This is a genomic window from Nostoc sp. TCL26-01, from assembly GCF_013393945.1.
In the GTDB taxonomy this organism is placed as follows: Bacteria; Cyanobacteriota; Cyanobacteriia; order Cyanobacteriales; family Nostocaceae; genus Trichormus.
Genome location: NZ_CP040297.1, coordinates 4,482,398 through 4,496,753, shown reverse-complemented (window position 1 = coordinate 4,496,753; position 14,356 = coordinate 4,482,398). Strand labels below are relative to the sequence as shown.

General features: G+C 40.9%; 14 protein-coding genes. 9 read left to right on the top strand and 5 right to left on the bottom strand.

Translation table 11 applies throughout. From position 1 onward, the window contains the following. Positions 1 to 125: 125 nt before the first annotated feature. The gene (locus FD725_RS19470) at positions 126 to 590 is read left to right on the top strand and encodes a VOC family protein (protein ID WP_179049669.1); all 465 of its coding nucleotides are present in this window, start codon (positions 126 to 128) and stop codon (positions 588 to 590) included. A 17-nt stretch (positions 591 to 607) separates the two neighbouring features. On the opposite strand, the gene FD725_RS19465 is transcribed toward FD725_RS19470, so the two are convergent. Continuing rightward, positions 608 to 1,369 carry a class I SAM-dependent methyltransferase gene (locus FD725_RS19465; protein ID WP_179049668.1) on the bottom strand — a complete coding sequence of 254 codons (762 nt, stop codon included), beginning with the start codon at positions 1,367 to 1,369 and terminating at the stop codon, positions 608 to 610. Between the two features lie 50 nt (positions 1,370 to 1,419). Next, entirely contained in the window at positions 1,420 to 2,199 is a 780-nt protein-coding gene (locus FD725_RS19460; RefSeq protein WP_179049667.1) for a hypothetical protein, read from the bottom strand. A 13-nt stretch (positions 2,200 to 2,212) separates the two neighbouring features. Here FD725_RS19460 and FD725_RS19455 point away from each other — a divergent pair, with 13 nt between their 5' ends. From FD725_RS19455 to FD725_RS19445, 3 genes are all read left to right on the top strand, one after another. Continuing rightward, the gene (locus FD725_RS19455) at positions 2,213 to 2,374 is read left to right on the top strand and encodes a hypothetical protein (protein WP_179049666.1); all 162 of its coding nucleotides are present in this window, start codon (positions 2,213 to 2,215) and stop codon (positions 2,372 to 2,374) included. A gap of 161 nt (positions 2,375 to 2,535) precedes the next feature. Continuing rightward, positions 2,536 to 2,790 carry a DUF4212 domain-containing protein gene (locus FD725_RS19450; RefSeq protein ID WP_179049665.1) on the top strand — a complete coding sequence of 85 codons (255 nt, stop codon included), beginning with the start codon at positions 2,536 to 2,538 and terminating at the stop codon, positions 2,788 to 2,790. A 9-nt stretch (positions 2,791 to 2,799) separates the two neighbouring features. Beyond that, positions 2,800 to 4,482 carry a sodium:solute symporter family protein gene (locus tag FD725_RS19445; RefSeq protein ID WP_179049664.1) on the top strand — a complete coding sequence of 561 codons (1,683 nt, stop codon included), beginning with the start codon at positions 2,800 to 2,802 and terminating at the stop codon, positions 4,480 to 4,482. Between the two features lie 117 nt (positions 4,483 to 4,599). Here the strand turns inward: FD725_RS19445 and FD725_RS19440 are convergent, their stop codons facing one another. Both FD725_RS19440 and FD725_RS19435 read right to left on the bottom strand, forming a co-directional pair. Next, positions 4,600 to 5,445: a tetratricopeptide repeat protein gene (locus tag FD725_RS19440; RefSeq protein WP_179049663.1), complete on the bottom strand. Its 846-nt coding sequence runs from the start codon at positions 5,443 to 5,445 to the stop codon at positions 4,600 to 4,602. A 426-nt stretch (positions 5,446 to 5,871) separates the two neighbouring features. Beyond that, positions 5,872 to 6,792, bottom strand: a complete 921-nt coding sequence (locus FD725_RS19435; protein WP_179049662.1) for a ribonuclease D — start codon at positions 6,790 to 6,792, stop codon at positions 5,872 to 5,874. Between the two features lie 296 nt (positions 6,793 to 7,088). Between FD725_RS19435 and FD725_RS19430 the strand changes: the two genes are divergently transcribed. Continuing rightward, complete coding sequence (locus tag FD725_RS19430; protein ID WP_179049661.1) at positions 7,089 to 7,997, top strand: MoxR family ATPase; 909 nt, start codon at positions 7,089 to 7,091, stop codon at positions 7,995 to 7,997. A 575-nt stretch (positions 7,998 to 8,572) separates the two neighbouring features. Beyond that, the gene (locus FD725_RS19425) at positions 8,573 to 8,935 is read left to right on the top strand and encodes a four-helix bundle copper-binding protein (protein ID WP_179049660.1); all 363 of its coding nucleotides are present in this window, start codon (positions 8,573 to 8,575) and stop codon (positions 8,933 to 8,935) included. A gap of 316 nt (positions 8,936 to 9,251) precedes the next feature. Here the strand turns inward: FD725_RS19425 and FD725_RS19420 are convergent, their stop codons facing one another. Further along, positions 9,252 to 12,635, bottom strand: coding sequence for a leucine-rich repeat domain-containing protein (locus FD725_RS19420; protein WP_179049659.1), 3,384 nt, complete (start codon positions 12,633 to 12,635; stop codon positions 9,252 to 9,254). A gap of 453 nt (positions 12,636 to 13,088) precedes the next feature. Between FD725_RS19420 and FD725_RS19415 the strand changes: the two genes are divergently transcribed. From FD725_RS19415 to FD725_RS32605, 3 genes are read left to right on the top strand one after another with little or no spacing between them, the layout of a single operon-like run. Beyond that, positions 13,089 to 13,607 carry a hypothetical protein gene (locus FD725_RS19415; RefSeq protein ID WP_179049658.1) on the top strand — a complete coding sequence of 173 codons (519 nt, stop codon included), beginning with the start codon at positions 13,089 to 13,091 and terminating at the stop codon, positions 13,605 to 13,607. Beyond that, positions 13,604 to 13,855, top strand: a complete 252-nt coding sequence (locus tag FD725_RS32610) for a hypothetical protein (protein ID WP_256871659.1) — start codon at positions 13,604 to 13,606, stop codon at positions 13,853 to 13,855. The genes FD725_RS19415 and FD725_RS32610 overlap by 4 nt, the downstream gene beginning before the upstream one ends. A 27-nt stretch (positions 13,856 to 13,882) precedes the next feature. Continuing rightward, positions 13,883 to 14,281 carry a hypothetical protein gene (locus FD725_RS32605; protein ID WP_256871658.1) on the top strand — a complete coding sequence of 133 codons (399 nt, stop codon included), beginning with the start codon at positions 13,883 to 13,885 and terminating at the stop codon, positions 14,279 to 14,281. Positions 14,282 to 14,356 lie beyond the last annotated feature (75 nt).

The following is a 14,356-nucleotide window of genomic DNA, read 5'->3' as shown; positions in this document are numbered from 1 at the left end:
ACGGAGGCATAAAGACACAGAGATAAGATGTTGATACCATTTCACGTTAATCATGATACACATAAATTATGTAGAGACGTTGCATTGCAACGTCTCTACTATAAAAAAGTTATGCTGTCATTGCTATGATCACAAGTCCTCAATCCCTAAACAGCGTTCTAGCACCTGGTAACTTGCGTAAGGTACATCATATTGCCTTAAATGTTCAGGATATGCAAGCTTCTCGACATTTTTACGGCCATATCTTAGGGTTACATGAACTCACAGGAGAGGAAATACCTGCAACTTTGATAGAACTAGTTCAAGCTGGGAAAGTTGCCAACTTTGTTACCCCGGATGGGATGATTTTAGATTTATTTTGGACACCTGATTTAACACCACCAAATCCAGATCCCGAACAGAGTTTTACTAGAGCCTATCATTTAGCATTTGATATCGATTCTCGCTTATTTGAGCAAGCCGTAGCAGTTTTGAGGGATAATAATATTGCGATCGCTCATGGCCCTGTGACTCGTCCTACAGGTAGAGGTGTATACTTTTACGATCCCGATGGCTTTATGGTGGAAATTCGCTGCGATCCAGATGAATAAATTACGCTTAATATGAATTACGAATTATTTTCAAATACCATCAAATGTTGTTGGGGTAGTAAATTTTTGGTGTCTCGCAATTTCAAACCCACAGTTGCCATTTCTTGACGTACTTGTTTTTGCGTCATCTTGTGCAGAAGTTTAATCATGATGAAAGGATTTTCTCCCCGATACTCTACCAGCACCACCCTACCACCTGGTTTTAGTGCTTGGACAATTCCTTGCATCACTTCTTGGGGATACTCAAACTCATGATAAGCATCTACCATGAGTGCGACATCTACACTTGCGGGTGGGAGATTGGGGTTATTGGGTGTTGCTAAAACAGTCTCAACGTTAGCAATCTTTTTCTCCTGTTTGAAAAACTCAATAATCTCCAACATTTCTGGCTGAATATCCACAGCCAAAACCTTACCATCTTTTAATAAAGGCGCAATTTGAAAGCTAATGTAACCTGTACCAGCACCAATATCGGCTACTACATCTCCAGGTTGTAAATTTAAGGCATTAATTAACTTACTTGGCTGTTCCTCTACCTCACGGCTACTTCGTTCCAACCAACCTGCACCTGAGTGTCCCATATACTTGGCAATTTCTCGCCCAAGATAATATTTACCAATGCCATCTGGACTGTGGATAGTCCGTTGTTCATAAACATTAGATTGTTTATTAGAGGATAGAGAATCTGCTGTTGCTATGCTAGGAGAATTTAACAGCCAACATCCCCACATCAACCCAATAATTGTTACCACACGCCAGAGTTTATCAATCATTAGCATGAAATTGTGGTGGGCAATGCCCACCTGTGAGTATTTTTAAAAGTCAGCTATTAAACTAAGTAACTAGTATTTGGTACAATGGGGAAGAAAGCGTACTCATACCAAGCAGTCCAGATGAAACTGCGAATCCAGCGATCGCGTTTTTCTTGGCTTAATTCATACGCAAACTTTCCACTTGATACATCAATGGAAGATAGGTGAGAGTTACAACCGCAACCATGCTGATAAGTAAAACCGTATTTGGCAGCAATACTCTGTACCTTCATCTGCATGGCAAATACCTTACAAGCATGAAGCATAGCATCCCAAGAACGTTTATGTTGAATATCACGCTGATCAAATCGCAAAGCGCGTTCTTCAAATACATGATCTCGGTAAATTGGTGCTAAATGCACATGATAAAAACTGGCTGGCAATTCATAACCAAACTCCTCAAACAGTTCTAGTCCAATTTGCGCGACTTTGACTTCATCGGCGTAAGCAGCACCTCTTGATTTAAGATCCCACAGAATTTCCTCAAACTGGGGATAGTTATGAGTCATGAAATCATGACCATAAAAATTTAGGGTTTCTCGTGCCAATTGTCCAAATAGCTGACAAAACGATGATTTTAGGTAAGCTAATTCTGGACGTTCGTTAAACAAATCCACATCACCCTGTTCTAACTTGTATAAGAACAACTGTGCCATTTCCACATAAATTTGTGGATGAGAGAGTCCAATATTTACCTCTCCTCTGGCAATGTCTTGCCATACAGCAGGTAGTTGAGCAACAGGAACGGCATTTTCTCCAGCAATGACTGTAACATCAGGTAATTCAAGCAGCTGCATTTGCATAATCTCCGTGGTAGATTTTCTGGTTATCCTGGCTGCAAATATTTATACGCTGTTACGAGTCAAGACAATTGTCTCACCTGATACACAAGTATTTTCTCTTTGTGTCTCTGTGCCTTTGTGGTTGAATCAATTATTTTTTACCACAGAAACACCAAGAACACAGAATTAAGATTTTATTAAATTTTTACTATAGGCAAAGCAAGCTCAAACACCTTCAAGAGTTATCTTTGCCACGTATATATTTACTACAAAATTTAACAAATACATAGGGATTATCCAGAGTTATCACAACTTCTTGGTATCATCTTGTTGCACTTATGCTTAACAACAATGAATGAAAATCAGCGACGCTCTTACTGGCGTGCTAATACTGCTTTAATTAGAAATCTTTTAATCGTTTGGATGCTGGTTTCTATCGTTTTCAGCATTCTGTTGGTGCAACCACTGAATAGCTTACGTTTTTTTGGCGTGCCTTTTGGCTTCTGGATAGCGCAGCAAGGATCAATCCTGACTTTTGTGGCATTGATTTTTATTTACGCCTTCCAAATGGACAAGTTAGATCGCAAACATAATATTCAGAAATAAGGAAAAACAGTGTCAGTTGAAACTTGGACGATTTTAATTGTCGGACTCTCTTTTGTTGCCTACATTTATATTGGTTGGCAATCACGAGTCAAAAATAGTAAAGATTTCTATGTCGCCGGGCAAGATATACCTTCAATTGCCAATGGTGCAGCCACCGCCGCCGATTGGATGTCCGCAGCTTCGTTTATTTCTATGGCGGGGCTGATTTCTTTTTTAGGTTATGACGGTTCGATTTATCTGATGGGTTGGACTGGGGGCTATGTACTACTGGCATTATTATTAGCTCCCTATCTGCGGAAATTTGGTAAGTATACTGTGCCAGATTTTGTAGGCGATCGCTATTATTCTAATGTTGCTCGTTTAGTTGCAGTCGTAGCGGCGATTTTCGTGTCTCTCACCTATGTTGCAGGACAAATGCGGGGTGTGGGGATTGTTTTTAGCCGCTTTTTGCAAGTTGACATCAACACAGGTGTGATCATCGGCATGGTGATTGTCGGCTTTTTTGCTGTCTTGGGTGGGATGAAGGGCATCACCTGGACACAAGTTGCCCAATATGGTGTGTTAATTGTAGCTTACTTAATTCCGGCAATTGCGATCGCCTGGATACTCACAGGTAATCCCATTCCGCAGTTAGCATTTACTTTTAGTGATGTTGCCACTAAGCTCAATCAAATTCAGGTTGATTTAGGATTTAAAGAATATACTCAGCCTTTTGTGAATAAAACAATGATAGATGTTTTGTTCACAACGATTGCTTTGATGGTGGGTACTGCTGGTTTACCTCACATCATCGTCAGGTTTTACACAGTACCGAGTGTACGGGCTGCTAGATACTCGGCTGGTTGGGCGCTGTTATTTATTGCCATTCTTTATACTACTGCGCCAGCTCTTTCCATGTTTGCCCGTTATAACCTGATTACTACCCTGAATAATCAGACAGTCACAGAAGTACAACAGTTAGATTGGGTAAATAAATGGGAAAAAACGGGACTACTGGCTTTTGATGACAAAAATAAAGATGGTCGTCTGCAATTAACCCCCAGCAAAGACACCAACGAAATTAAAATTGATCGGGATATCATTGTCCTTTCCACACCAGAGGTAGCAAAACTCGCGCCTTGGGTGATTGCTTTGGTAGCAGCTGGTGGGCTAGCAGCCGCCTTGTCTACAGCATCGGGTTTGTTGCTGGTAATTTCCAGTTCTGTAGCCCACGATATTTATTACCGCATCATCGATTCCAGCGCCTCGGAACAAAAACGGGTGTTTGTTGGGCGCATCATGGTAGGTTTATCTATCGTTTTAGCTGGATATTTTGGTGTCAACCCACCAGGGTTTGTGAGTGAGGTGGTAGCCTTTGCCTTTGGTTTGGCGGCTGCTAGCTTCTTCCCTGTCATTGTTTTGGGAATTTTTGATAAGCGTACCAATTCCCAAGGGGCGATCGCTGGTATGCTAACAGGGTTAATTTTTACCATCATCTACATCGTTGGTGTCAAGTTTACCGGGATGCAGCCTTGGTTTTTTGGTGTATCTCCCGAAGGCATCGGTACTTTAGGTATGGTAATTAACTTAATAGTCACTCTAGTAGTTTCTCGCCTCACCCCACCACCACCACCAGAAATTCAGGCGATGGTAGAAGATTTACGTTCCCCTTCTTTAGATGAGGACGCACAACCAGTGCAAAGTGGACATTAGGTAGAAAGTGGGGAGATGGGGGGAGTGGGGGATGGGAGAAAGAGTAATAAAGAATTTTCTCTTTGTCTCCTTGTCCCCTTATCCCCTTATCCCCCTATCCCCTTACACCCCTAACCCTTACTGTCCCAACTCTTTGATATTATTCATCGCTTGCTGGTATAAATCGTTATTGTTTTGTTGTTGAAAAATGTTTGCTGCTTTTTGTAAATCTTCTAGTGCGCCTTGTTTATCGCCTTGGGCAGCACGAGCGTTACCTCGGTTATTGTAGGCAGGTCCGAAGTTAGAATTGAGACGAATAGCTTGATTATAATCAGCGATCGCTCCTTGTTGATCTCCTTGGGCAGATCGGGCATTACCTCGATTATTGTAGGCGATGAAATATCTGGGGTTGACGCGGATGGCTTGGTTAAAGTCTTCGATGGAACCGCTTTTATCTCCCTGAACTGAACGGGCGTTACCCCGATTATTGTATGCTTCGGCATAGTTGGGAGACAGGCGCAGAGCTTCATTGTAATCGGTAATAGCGCCGGCGTTATCTCCTAGAGAGGCGCGGGCATTTCCCCGACTATTGTAAGCTTCCGCATCGTTGGGGGATAGGCGAATAGCTTCATTGTAATCGGCGATCGCTTTTTGCTTATCTCCCAAATCAAAGTAAGCTAATCCCCGTGCTTTGTAGGCAGAACTATATTCAGGATCTAGACTAATAGCTTTATCATAAGAAGCGATCGCTGCTTGTGAGTTGCCTTGAGAGTGCTGTCTTTGTCCTTGAATATATAGTTGCCCAGCTTCCGAATTTCGCGTATTACGACGGTTGCTAGGAGCATTAACTCCTATTTCTGTCACTAATACATCTTTATTGTTACTACAGGAAACGCTGATAATGGCGCTCAGTGCGGTAAGCACACCTATAGTTAATCTTCTTTTCAGCTTCACCCGCCCTTGCTCCAATAACCGCAGTTTCATAAGTTGCTCTAAACCGTCATACAACTGGATGAAATTAGTACCGAATTTAGCTAATTATCTAACTAAAAAATGATTTTAACTGTATACAGATATGCCCAGTCAATCGACGTGTTAACTTCTCTATACTCGGTTTAATTAACAGTTATTTGCTACATAAATCGGGAAATTTATCAAATAAATTATCATTACATAAGTCTAGGACTTACGCACTCAACCAAGAAACCCTTCTGGGGGTGGTCAATAGTCAATAGTCAAAATCAAGTTTTTTTGGACTGTTGACTATTGACAAAAAAGTAGAGTGTGTTACGGCTTCCGTAACGCACCAAAAGCTTTTAGGTGAGGTGCGTTACTACAATACTTGGTCATAGGTCATGGGTAATAGTAAAAACCAATTACCAATTACCAATTACCCGTTACCAAAAACATTTAAGTATCTTCTGTATCGCTGCCCTGATTTTTGGGAGTCAAGCGCCAGGCTGTCGTTTGCTCAATATCTACAGACAGTTGTTCGAGATTCTCCCCTAAATCTTTTTGCAGCTTCTGAGTCAGTGTAACCGGAAAATCTAGGTTAATCCCTTGAGTTTGGACTAGTCTTGCCAATTCTCCAAACTGCGCCTTCACGACTTTGCGCTCATAACTGGTGAGCTGGCAAAATGAAGTTTCCTCAACACCTTGAGCCTGCATGGCTTTTTTCAAGCGTTCTTGTAGATGCTCATACTCAGAATTTAACAGCTTCCATTGATCTGCAATTTGGCTAAATTGTGCGCCAAGGGCTGCCAAATTTTCTAATTCTGGATCAGGATTGCTAGATATTTGTAATTTTAACAAAGATTGGTGTATTTGAGCAAGATAAATACAATCTAAATAAGCATATTCTATTTGGTCTTCCGTGAGTGGTCTTCGTCCCCAATCACTAGTTTGTGCTTGTTTATCTATATAGTTAAACTTACATAATGCTGTAGCTAATGTTTGTAATTGGTAGTTGGGTACTGGTAATAAATAGTAAGGAATTTTTTTAGCTATTTCTAAAGTACAAGTAATATTTTTAGCTTGCTTATTGCCAAGAAATTTAACATCATAACTAGAGTTGTGAAATACCTTTTCAATCTGGGGATTGACTATAATTTGTTGAATAAATTCAGTCACCACATCAGGCTGATTCAGGACATCTAAAAGATAAACGCGATCGCCACTCATATCGTGAGGATCATCTAACACTTGAATCAACGACAATTTAGGTTGACGACTATTAAAATCTGCAACTTCGGTATCTATCCACAAAATTGAAGTTTTCCTATACTCAGCAATAATGTCACGTATTTTGCTGGCATCAGTCAAGTATGGCATGAGCGATTATTTATACAAGCAGGAGACTTTTAGCTTAGTTTATCTTTAAATTGGCATGAGGCCGCGTCACAGATTTTTGATGCTTTTTGTCAAAGTCCAAAGTTCAAAAACCTTAACTTTGATCATTGACTACCCTCGTCAGAGTTTTTATTTTTGGCGCTTAAGTCCTATATTATTTAATTCTGCATTTTGCATTTTGCTTTAACTAAGTGGGAACACTGTAGATACAGGAATGGGGAATATAAGCATAGGTTATTCTCCATTCCGGTTTCTTATACCCAATCCCTCTGTGGTGCATGAGAGAAAACATTGCAGCTTTAACTCAAAACCTGAACCGTACCATCGTTGGTAAAACAGAAGCAATCCGCCTAGTTTTAGTCGCCCTACTAGCTGGTGGTCATGCTTTACTAGAAGATGTTCCGGGAGTCGGCAAAACCCTGTTAGCTAAATCTTTGGCACGTTCACTAGATGGGAAGTTTCAACGTTTACAGTGTACTCCCGATTTACTGCCAACAGACATCACCGGCACAAACATTTGGAATCCCAAAAGTGGCGAATTTAGTTTTCTATCAGGGCCAGTTTTTGCGAATATTTTGCTGGCTGATGAAATCAACCGCGCCACACCCCGTACCCAGTCAGCTTTGCTGGAAGTTATGGAAGAGTTCCAGGTGACAGTTGACGGGGTTTCTCGTCCAGTCCCCCAACCATTTTTTGTGATTGCGACCCAAAACCCTATTGAGTATCAAGGAACATTCCCCTTACCAGAAGCACAAATGGATAGGTTTATGTTGTCCTTGAGTTTGGGTTATCCCACTGCGGATGAAGAACTGGGAATGCTGCAAAATCTCCAGCATGGAATTAAGGTGGATGACTTACAACCTTGTATGACTTTGGCAGAGATAGCAAAATTACGTGAACTCTGTTCCCAAGTGAAAGTAGAAACATCTTTGCAAGAATATATCCTAGAATTGGTCAGAGCTACACGGCAAGATGAGGAAATTACCCTTGGTGTTAGTCCACGGGGGACAGTCGCCTTACAAAAAGCTACCCAAGCATTAGCTTTTTTGTCGGGACGTGACTATGCTATCCCCGATGATGTGAAATTTCTCACACCTTATGTTCTCTGTCATCGCCTCATCCCCAGGGGTGGACGCAGTGCTAGAAGTATAGTTGATCGGTTATTGCGATCGCTGCCTATTCCTTAAACTTCCTAAGTCAGTAGAAACATGGTGCCCTGCGGCTCATTTTTACTTTCTCAAACGCCCAAATCCTTGCACAGCCGTAACACAACGGCAATAAAGCGGGAGGAACGTCCACGCCGCTTTTTGCCTCCCCTACCTTAATATTTACTTTATAAATAGGCTCTTATTGCATAATCTTAACTTTTCAGCCAACATCTAGCTGAAGATTGATCTAAATTATCAAATTAACTTTTACATAAATTAATAAATCTTTTCTCAAGACTTTTGTCACAAAAATATGACCTAAATCCTAGTAAATTATCCCTGGAAAATGTCACACAGGCTGATGATTTTAGCTGCCCAAATTAAACCCCACTTTATTAGGGGCGTTTGTAATCCTGAATTGGCAAGAAGTTCCTGAAAAAGAACCTGAGAATCTTGGAGATAGTGTAGAAATGACCAGTAATTCTATCGGGAAAGTAGGCATATAAAAATCAGCATCAAAAGTATTATTGACTCCTTAAAAATATGGCATTAATGTTATAAGTAGTCTTTCTTGAAAGGCTAATTGTGCATCAAATAATCGTGAGGTATTTCCTATGATGATGATGATGACTGAATCTATGACTACCGAAATGCAAGCCTGTATGAAAGCTTGTATGGATTGTCATAAAATGTGCATGGAAACCATGACTTACTGCATGAGCAAAGGCGGTATGTATATGGATATGAGCATGATGGGCATGATGCGCGACTGTGCGGAAATGTGCATGATGTGCATGAACATGATGATGGGTGGTTCCGAATTCATGGGACGCACTTGTATGCTGTGTGCAGAAATGTGCGATCGCTGTGCCATGACTTGCGAACAAATGAGCGATGATCAAATGATGATGGATTGTGCAATGGCTTGCCGCAGATGTGCAGAAGCTTGCAGATCCATGCACATGATGCCTGCTTAATTTCATAACTTAGCAGAAGTTGATCTGCAACCTAATATTCAAGCGCTCAGGCTGTTTAGTCTGGGCGCTTGAAGTTTTCAGTTAATGTAGTTAATGTAGCGACTGTCTTGAAAGTCAAGCGATCGTTTGTATATCAATACCGTTCAGTTAGCGTTAAAAACCTTAAATTGTGTAGGTTGGGTTGAGGAACGTAGGCGTAAGCCTTCTCGCAGAGTAACCCAACATTTTCGCGGATTTGTTGGGTTTCACTGCGTTCAACCCAACCTACTACTTTGTGTAATTAATTTTGTTTAGCTACTTATATTGAGAGAATTGTCTACTCATCTAAACGCGCCATAATCGCTTGCTGCAATTCTGCAAAACCTGATTGGCTGTGAATATCGGCTTTGAGTGTATTCATATTTTGCAGGATATCCACTAGCCCATCAATAGTGGCTCTAATTTCTGTATATTCATTGATTGACCTTTGTAAACTCGGTACATTGGCAGCAGAAGAGAGTTGTTTAATTTTTGCTTCTAGTTCTTGACTTTTTGTTTCCCAATAGATGACATAATCTGCACGATCAACAGGGTCATAGATTTTTGCATCTGCTAAAACAATTGGAAAAATGCGGTCATAGAAGTTACCATTTTTAGCAATTTGCACCAGTTCAAACATACAATTGGGGGATTTTAAATACTTATCACTAATAACAGTAATGACACATTTACCGCGTCCAATTCGCTCCATAAACTCTTTGATCAGTCCTTTATAAACCAAGTCTCGCTGATCTCGAATGATTGTGATACCTTGTGACTGCAATACTTGATCTAAATGATTAACAAATTCTTCACTTTTCCCTTTCCAAGCATAAGATATAAAAATTTCTTTCTTACAGTCTGATGTAGATAGACACTCCATTTTTTGTTGTTCCTGCTTTTCTTGTTCTAATTCACTTTGTAATTGAGCAACTTGCGGATTAATTTTTCTATATTCTTGATCACTTGGGAATGAAAAATGATCAAGCAATCGGCGAACATCTACCATTTGCCGACTATTGCGACATTGAATATTGTAGTCACCGTCTTTGAGAAAATTGTGCAGATCACTTAAAGGAAAATAATATGGTATTTGACTACCTTGGCATTTCTTCTGACAGTTACAGGGAACTAAAGTTTGATATTGCAAACGTTCGTAAGAATTGTGGATTTTTTCTAGTTCATGGGTGACGACTCCCATGAGTTCTGTTTTACGGTTTCCAGCTACACGGACTGTAATTTCCCGTTGATTGTAGTTTTCTATGACTTCCGCACGGGTTTGGTCTTTGGTGAGAACTACGCCTGTTTTCCAAACTAATTTTTGCCGTTCAATCCAGGGGTGTGTTTCTACAATAAAGCGAGTCAGGATGCCTTTGGGCATGAAATCATAGGTGTAGCGTAAAATCAGATTGTTTGTATCGTCCCAGTTGTAATCTGCTTGTTCAATGGAGAGTAATTGAGGTGCAATGTAAGTACCTGGATGATTAGGAATTTCGTAGCAAAGCTTGAATCGCATCATCAATTGCAGTAATTCATCTCCCATTTCGGCATATTCGCTGCTTTGCCAAATATTTTTCAGGTCGTCTTGAGTGAAACAACCCAACTTTTGCTTAACTTTGTCGTTATCTAAAACTTTATAGACAGCAGTTGTTCCCCATTCTGGTTTGAGGATAACGCAGTGTTTGAGGGTAGGATCGTCTTGAAAGTGTAGGCAGACACCGAGGTCATGTAGATAGCTACTCAAGCGCAGCATATCTTGACGGTCTGTTAAATGATTAACTCGGCAAAGATTGTAGAATTCTTCCAAGCTGATGTAGTTGCGGGAATAGTTTTCTATCGCGGCTCTAACTCTTACCCAAAGTTTTGGTAAGGGTGTACCAACGTGGGGTAGTCTGCTGATGTATTGCTTAATTGCATCTTTTATTGCCGATAAACCGCGATTAGTGCTTAAGTTAGTGGTGAGAACTTTCTCTAAGTTGGTGAATTCTCCCCGCAATTGACGCTCATTGACTTCGCAATTACGGTCTTGTTTTTCGTTTTTGATAATCAGAACTGGACTGTTATAACTTAAGAGTTCAACAACCTTCAGCCACCAATAAAAATCAGTGTTTTCGCGGCGATCATCTGCTACTAAGGCATAGAGGGAACGCTTGCTGAGGAAAAACTGATGGGTTTGATGATAAATTTCCTGTCCGCCAAAATCCCAGATGTTGACTCGAAAATCTTTACCATCAGGTTGGGTAAAATGCCATCGGATCACCTCAATGCCTTCAGTTGATTGCTCATTTGGTTGCAGTTTATAAGCTTCGTCTGGGATTTTTTTGGCTAAAGAAGTTTTCCCTGCGCCACCTTCACCAACAATTAAGAATTTTGCTTCATATAAAGGTTCAGTTTCCGCAGGGTCTTGTACTCGGAAATAAAAATCGAGAATTTCTTGTACATCACCAGGATCTCGATATAATTCCTTTGACCCCAAAATTTCCGGTGGAATAGGGACTGGATTTCCTCGAAGATCCAGTTTGTTGAGGTTTGGCAATTGCCTAATTTCACTTGGCAGACTGCTCAGTTGATTATTGTAGAGGTCGAGCGTTTGCAGGTCAGTGAGTTGGAAAATTTCCGGCGGCAGACTGCTCAGTTGATTATTGAAGAGGTAGAGTGATCGCAGGTTGGTAAGTTGGAAAATTTCCGGCGGCAGACTGCTCAGTTGATTACTGCTGAGGTTGAGCGATTGCAGGTTGGTGAGTTGTCCAATTTCCGGTGGCAAACTGCTCAGTTGATTGTAGCTGAGGTAGAGCGATTGCAGGTTAATGAGTTGTCCAATTTCCGGCGGCAGACTGCTCAGTTGATTACTGCTGAGGTTGAGCGTTTGCAGGTTGGTGAGTTGTCCAATTTCCGGCGGCAGACTGCTCAGTTGATTATTGTAGAGGTTGAGCGATTGCAGGTTAGTGAGTTGTCCAAATTCCGGTGGCAGACTGCTCAGTTGATTATTGTAGAGGTAGAGCGTTTGCAGGTTAGTGAGTTGTCCAAATTCCGGTGGCAGACTGCTCAGTTGATTATTGTAGAGGTAGAGCGTTTGCAGGTTAGTGAGTTGTCCAAATTTTGGTGGCAGATTGCTCAATTGATTACTTCTGAGGTCGAGCGATCGCAATTCCGTAAGTTGTCTAATTTCTGCTGGCAAACTGCTTAATTGATTGTAGTTAAGGTTGAGCGATCGCAATTCCGTAAGTTGTCCAAATTCCGATGGCAGATTGCTCAGTTGATTACTGCTGAGGTCGAGCGATCGCAGGTTGGTGAGTTGTCCAATTTCTGGTGGCAGATTGCTCAGTTGATTATCTAAGAGGTCGAGCGTTTGCAAGTTAGTAAGTTGTCCAATTTCTGATGGCAGACTGCTCAGTTGATTACTGTAGAGGTTGAGGGTTTGTAGATTGATGAGTTGTCCGATTTCTGATGTCAGACTGCTTAGTTGATTAATCCAGAGGTCGAGTGTTTGTAAGTTGGTGAGTTGTCCAATTTCCGGCGGCAGACTACTCAGTTGATTATTACTGAGGTCGAGCGATCGCAATTCCGTCAGTTGTCCAATTTCCGGCGGCAGTGTTGTTAAGCTATTGAAAGAAAGGTTTAATTCTGTCACCTTGTCTTCAGCAGCTTGTGTAATAATTTGCAGCAGTTCTTCGTTGGTCATTTTCAGGTTTTTACACAGGTGATGTCTAACGATGAGTGCTGCTTAGGCACGCAGCAAAGAAATTGAACTAATTAATAATGTAGCTTGTATCAAGCGTTGCATCAGGGGACGTAAAATTTATACATAGATGCCGTAGCATATTTTACTGAGAAGCGTATCTGGGCAGATACCATATTCACAGACTCACATCTTGCACCTAGCCCCAGCGATTAGAAATCGCACGCCACTTGCGACAATGGGGGGAACCCCCACAACGCAGTGGCTTGGCTATACAAACCAAGTCCGCCTACGCGGACTAACATAACATCAAGCGTTTGAAACCCGCGCAGGCGGGTTTTGCCTGTGTAGCCGCGACTTCCAGTCGCCCGGTGCAAGATATGAGCAGACTGAGTTCAAAATTTGCGATTTGCGAATATAGAATATAAAGTATGATTGTAGTCAAAAGATAATACTATGTTGAAGCCTCAAGACGTTGTGATTCTGCTTAAAGTACATAGCTTGCCAAATTCTGAATGGATTTACAGTGAACTAGCTCACAGTTTACGTATGAGTCAATCTGAGGTTCATGCTGCTTTAAAAAGGTCTGAGTCTAGTGATTTATATGATGGTTCTTCTAGAAAAGTCAAAAAACGGTCTTTACTCGAATTTCTCATACATGGGATTAAGTATGTTTTCCCTGAAAAACCTGGTACTTTAAGTCGAGGTATACCCACAGCACATTCTGCCGAGCCTTTGAAAAACTTGATTAGTGTTGATCCTCATGATGCCTATAGTACTTATGTCTGGAGCGACCCAGAGGGTACTGTTAGAGGGCTAAGTATTAACCCTTTATATAAATCTGTTCCCGCCGCAGTCAAAAATGACCCAAAATTACATGAATTGCTGAGTTTAGTTGATGCAATTCGAGTTGGTCGTGTGCGTGAACAGAATATTGCCATTCAAGAACTTGAGCAGAGATTAATTAAACAATGAATGACTCGGTGCAAATGCTAGAAAAAGCCGCAAATTTACTGGCAAATGTCGAGAAACAAATAGTTTTTGTAGGGGGTGCAACAATCTCACTTTATCTTGATGAACTTTCTTCTGGTGATGTACGTTCTACTAATGATGTTGATTGTGTTGTTGATATCACGTCTACTGCCGAGTATTATCAATTTTCTCAGGAACTTCGCAATATTGGGCTAGAAGAAGATATAGAAAGCAGAATAATATGTCGTTAGCGTTATCAAAACTTAATAATAGATATTATGCCAACTAATTCCTCTGCACTTGGCTTTTCTAATTCTTGGTATGAACCTGGGGTTAAAAATTCAATTATCCATAAACTTCCAAGCGGACAAGAAATAGATATATTTCCATTGCCTTATCTCCTAGCGTCAAAGATTGAGGCATTTCAGGGAAGAGGTAATGGTAATTATTACTACAGTCATGACTTGGAAGACATTATATTACTGCTAGATGGTTGTCCTTCATTAGAAGAGGAAATACAGCAAGCCTCTGAAGACATAAAAAAATTTATAAAAGAGTGGTTTACACGCGAACAAGACGACCTCTTAGAAATTGCACCTAGCCACCTTTCATCAACATCTAAAAACGCTGGACGGGACAAAAGACTTTTATCTCTAATTGAAAGATTAGCTACGTGAATAGGGCGATCGCTGCATTTCTCACAAAACGGTAGGGGCGGGTTCACAAATATGCTTCAATTATTCACGAATATC